Origin of the sequence: Streptomyces sp. SID5785, from assembly GCF_009870065.1 — a bacterium.
Classification (GTDB): domain Bacteria; phylum Actinomycetota; class Actinomycetes; order Streptomycetales; family Streptomycetaceae; genus Streptomyces.
Map to the genome: position 1 here is coordinate 1 of NZ_WWIA01000633.1, position 4,105 is coordinate 4,105.

Genomic DNA, 4,105 nt, shown 5'->3' on the forward strand with positions numbered 1-4,105 from the left:
GTCATCGAGGTCGCCACGGACAAGCGCGCGAAGCGCTACGACCCGAACGCGCACCGGCCCCACCAGCACCTGGTCTGCGCGCAGTGCGGCCAGATCCGTGACGTCCACCCCGGCGGCAATCCGCTCACGGACCTCCCGGACTCGGAGCGCTTCGGCTTCACGATCTCGGACGTCGAGGTCACCTACCGCGGCCTGTGCCCCGCCTGCGCGAAGGCGGCGTAGCACCCAGGAGCACCACCCGGAGAGGGCCCGCACCCGAGTCAGGTGCGGGCCCTCTTCGGCATGCCCGCAGGGGCACGGGGAGCCGTGCGGGCCACCGCAGCGCCGCCGCGCGCGACGACGGACCCCGCGCCGCACCCTCTTCCACAATCTGACACCCCGTCATATTCTCGCGGGCGCCCACCACAATCCAGCCGCACCCCGGAGGGCCCCGTGCACGACAAACTCCGCGCCCACGACCTCACCCGCACCTTCGGCCCCACACATGCCCTCGGCCCGCTCGACCTGACGGTCGCCCCGGGCGAGTTCGTCTGTGTCGTGGGGCCGTCGGGCTGCGGCAAATCCACCCTGCTCCGGATAGCCGCCGGCCTCACCCGCCCGTCCACGGGCACCCTGGAGATCAGCACCTCGAGCTCCCGCCCGGCCGCGATGATCTTCCAGGACTACGGCATCTACGACTGGAAGACGGTGCTGGCCAATGTCCGCTTCGGCCTCGACATCCAGAAGGTGCCCCGCCGCGAGGCGAACACCAGGGCGCGCGACTGGCTCGCCCGCATGGGCCTGGCCGACTTCGCGGACGCCTACCCCGCCGCCCTGTCCGGCGGCATGCGCCAGCGCGTCGCGATCGCCCGTGCGCTCGCCGTCGAACCGGAGATCCTGCTCATGGACGAGCCCTTCGCCGCACTCGACGCCCAGCTGCGCACGATCCTCCAGGACGAGCTGCTCGCCCTCACCCAGACGACCCGCACCACGACCCTGTTCATCACCCACAGCCTCGAGGAGGCGCTCGTCCTCGGCGACCGCGTCCTCGTGATGTCCGCCCGCCCGGGCCGCGTGATCGCCGAGCGCCGCCCGCCGTTCGCCCGGCCCCGCACCGGTGACGTCCGCAGCACGCCCGAGTTCACCGCCCTCAAGGGCGAGTTGTGGGACCTGCTGCGCGGCGAGGTCCACCAGGGTCCGCGCACCCCGGCGGTGCCCGCATGACGACGACCGCCCCCGAGAAGGGGTCCGCCGACGTCCTGGTCCGCGCCCCGGGCCCCCGCGAACTCCACCCCGCCCGCACCCGACGCCGGCGCCGCGCCCTCGAACTGTCCCTCGCCGTCGCCGTGCCGCTCGTCCTGGTCCTGCTCTGGCAGCTCGCCGCCACGCAGTCCTGGATCGACGACCGCGTCTACCCGGCCCCCTCCACGATCCTGGCCGACGGCTGGGACCGCGCCGCCGACGGCCAGCTGTGGCCCGACGTGTGGGCCACCCTCAAGCGCGTCCTCGGCGGCTACGTCATCGGCACGGTCTGCGGCTACCTCCTCGGCCTGCTCATGGGCTCGGTGTCCCTGATCCGCGCCGCACTCGAACCGCTCCTCGACGCCCTCTACGTCGTCCCGAAGCTGGCCCTGCTGCCGGTCTTCCTCAACATGTTCGGGCTCGGCGAGGGACCGCAGATCGCGCTCGTCGCGGCGACCGTCTTCTTCTTCGTCTGGATCTCGACCATGGCAGCGGTCGTCTCCGTGCCCTCCGGGCACCGGGACGCGGGCCAGGTCTTCGGCGCGTCCCCCTGGCAGATGTTCCGGCACGTCCTGCTGCCCGCGTCCCTGCCCGCCGTCCTGGTCGGCGCGCGCATCGCGGCGGGCGTCGCGGTGCTCGTCATCGTCGCCTCCGAGCAGATCGCGGCGGCCGACGGCCTCGGCCACCTCATCTTCGACGCGCGGGCGCTCTTCCAGAACGACGTCATGTTCGTCGGCATCGTCTGTGTCGCCGTGCTCGGCGTCGTCTTCTCCGAACTGGTCCGTCTCGCCGGCCGTCTGCTCACCCCCTGGGCCCCGCGCGACCGCGGCCGCGGCCAGTCCTGAGCCCCGGCCCCCTCCCCCGCACGTGTTACGTATGACCCGTCTGTACGGAGGCTCCATGCGCACGCGATCCATGGCCCTGCCCCTGCTGCTCACCGGTGCCCTGCTGACCGGCACGGCGGCCTGCGGGAAGAGCGACGCCCCGCCCGACGCCGCCACGAAACCCCGCGCGATCAAGGCGGTGGCGGGCTGCGGCAAGACCGGCTGGACCGACCCCGCCGACCTCGCCCCCGACCGGAAACCGGCCCGCTGCTCCCCCGGCGCCCCCGCCCCCGTCAAGCTCGCGAAGCCCCGCAAGCTGACCATCGCGACGGGCACCCTGGCCGCCGAGTACGTCGCCCCGCTCGAAATGGCGGTCAAGAAGGGCGAGTTCAAGAAGGAGGGCCTGGACGTCACGCTGAAGGTCCTGCCCACCCCCGACGCCCTGCCGCTGCTGGCCAAGGGCGACATCGACGCCCAGTGGGCCGCCCCGGAGGCCGCCGTGATGAACGGCATCCTCGGCGGCTTCGACATCAAGTGGGTCGCCGGGAACTTCTCCCCGGACCCGGACTCCAAGAGCGGCCTGTGGGTGCGCCTGAAGGACGGCGAGAGCGCGGACCACGTCGCGATGGCCGGACGCACGATGGGCACGATGATCGGCAAGGGCTCGGTGATCGCGTACCCCATGGACAAGGCGCTCAAGAAGCACGGCGGCGGCCTCTCCAAGATCCAGTTCCAGCAGCTGGGCTCCGCCGACGTGCTGACCGCGCTGCAGAACGGCGGTGTCGACTCGGCCTGGCTGCTGGACCCCGTGTGGCGCAAGGTCGACGGCGACAAGCGCTTCGCGTTCCTGGGCGGCCAGCCCCTGGGCGAGCCGCTGGGCGGGCTGCTCTTCGGCCCGACACTGCTCAAGGAGGACCCGGACGCGGGCGTCGCCCTGCTGCGCGCCTACATCCGTACGGTGAACACGTACTTCCCGGGTGACTACAAGAAGGACCCCGCGTTCGTCACCGAGCTGGCCGGGCTGCTCAAGACCGACCGGTCCGTCCTGGAGTCCACACCGTCCCTGCGCATGGACTGGGAGATCCGCTCGGGCTCGACCGACCGCCTGCAAGCCGCGTACAAGGCGGCCGGGGTCGCGAAGGCCGATCCCCTCCCGGAGTCCCGCACGGTGGACCGCAAGCTGTACGAGGAGGCCGTGGGGCACACGTCCTGAGCCGTGCCGTGCGGCGAAAGGGCGACAGGGCGACAAGACCAAAGGGCCCGGACATGCGCCGAGGCCCGGAGCTCAATGGCTCCGGGCCTCGGACTTTCAGTAGCGGGGACAGGATTTGAACCTGCGACCTCTGGGTTATGAGCCCAGCGAGCTACCGAGCTGCTCCACCCCGCGTCGGTGAACACCACCTTACGGGAAGCCCCCGACCAGCGCAAATTCCTTCCGCGTCGCCCAGGAGCAGGCCCGAGCAGGCCCTGCGCCGCCTACGCGGACAGCTCCTGGCGCAGGGCGTCGCGCAGCCGGGCGGCCCGCTCGGCGACCTCCGCAGGACCGAGCTCCACGGCGCGGGACGCCCACTTCTGGCCCTCCACGAGGTCGCCGCGGCGCGTGTGCAGCAGGGCGAGGCGTAGCGCGGCCCGGCCGTGCCCCGCGTCGGCCGCCCGGCGCCACCACAGGGCCGCCTCCGGCTCGCTGCCCTCGCGCGCGAGGAGCAGGCCGAGGTTGAACGCGCCGTTGCGCGAGCCGGCCTCGGCCGCCTCGCGGTACCAGCGCGCCGCCTCCACGACGTCCCCGCGCGCGGCGGCGAGCATGCCGACCCGCACCTGGGCGCGCCGGTGTCCGTGCTCGGCGGCCCGCTCGTACCACTCCTCGCACTCGCTGCGCCGGACGACGGGCTCGCCGAGCTCGTGCCGGGCCTCGGGCGGACGCCGCACGTCGAGCAGGGAGGCGAGCCGGTACGCGGCCTCGGCGCTGCCGCCGCCCGCCGCACACCGCAGGTTCCGCTCCGCGGCTCGCTCGTCGCCCTCGCGCAGCCGGGCGATGCCGACCTGGAGCGCGGCCTCGGTGA

General features: G+C 73.1%; 4 protein-coding genes, 1 tRNA gene and 1 pseudogene. 4 read left to right on the plus strand and 2 right to left on the minus strand.

From position 1 onward, the window contains the following. The 4 genes from GTW43_RS20705 to GTW43_RS20720 form a co-directional block, all read left to right on the plus strand. A partial coding sequence (locus GTW43_RS20705) for a transcriptional repressor (protein ID WP_202501759.1) occupies positions 1-222 on the plus strand: 222 nt, incomplete at its 5' end. Between the two features lie 210 nt (positions 223-432). Beyond that, entirely contained in the window at positions 433-1,203 is a 771-nt protein-coding gene (locus tag GTW43_RS20710; RefSeq protein WP_161303513.1) for an ABC transporter ATP-binding protein, read from the plus strand. Continuing rightward, the gene (locus tag GTW43_RS20715; protein WP_161303514.1) at positions 1,200-2,066 is read left to right on the plus strand and encodes an ABC transporter permease; all 867 of its coding nucleotides are present in this window, start codon (positions 1,200-1,202) and stop codon (positions 2,064-2,066) included. The genes GTW43_RS20710 and GTW43_RS20715 overlap by 4 nt, the downstream gene beginning before the upstream one ends. Before the next feature lie 55 nt (positions 2,067-2,121). Then, entirely contained in the window at positions 2,122-3,258 is a 1,137-nt protein-coding gene (locus GTW43_RS20720) for an ABC transporter substrate-binding protein (RefSeq protein ID WP_161303515.1), read from the plus strand. A gap of 100 nt (positions 3,259-3,358) precedes the next feature. On the opposite strand, the gene GTW43_RS20725 is transcribed toward GTW43_RS20720, so the two are convergent. Then, a tRNA-Met gene (locus GTW43_RS20725) sits at positions 3,359-3,432 on the minus strand. A gap of 89 nt (positions 3,433-3,521) precedes the next feature. Continuing rightward, positions 3,522-4,105 (minus strand): annotated as a pseudogene (locus GTW43_RS20730) (SEL1-like repeat protein); the annotation flags it as partial.

Coding starts and splice junctions, on each gene's coding strand:
- GTW43_RS20715 (WP_161303514.1), top strand. CDS start 1,200: ATGACGACGACCGCCCCCGAGAAGGGGTCCGCCGACGTCCTGGTCCGC.
- GTW43_RS20720 (WP_161303515.1), top strand. CDS start 2,122: ATGCGCACGCGATCCATGGCCCTGCCCCTGCTGCTCACCGGTGCCCTG.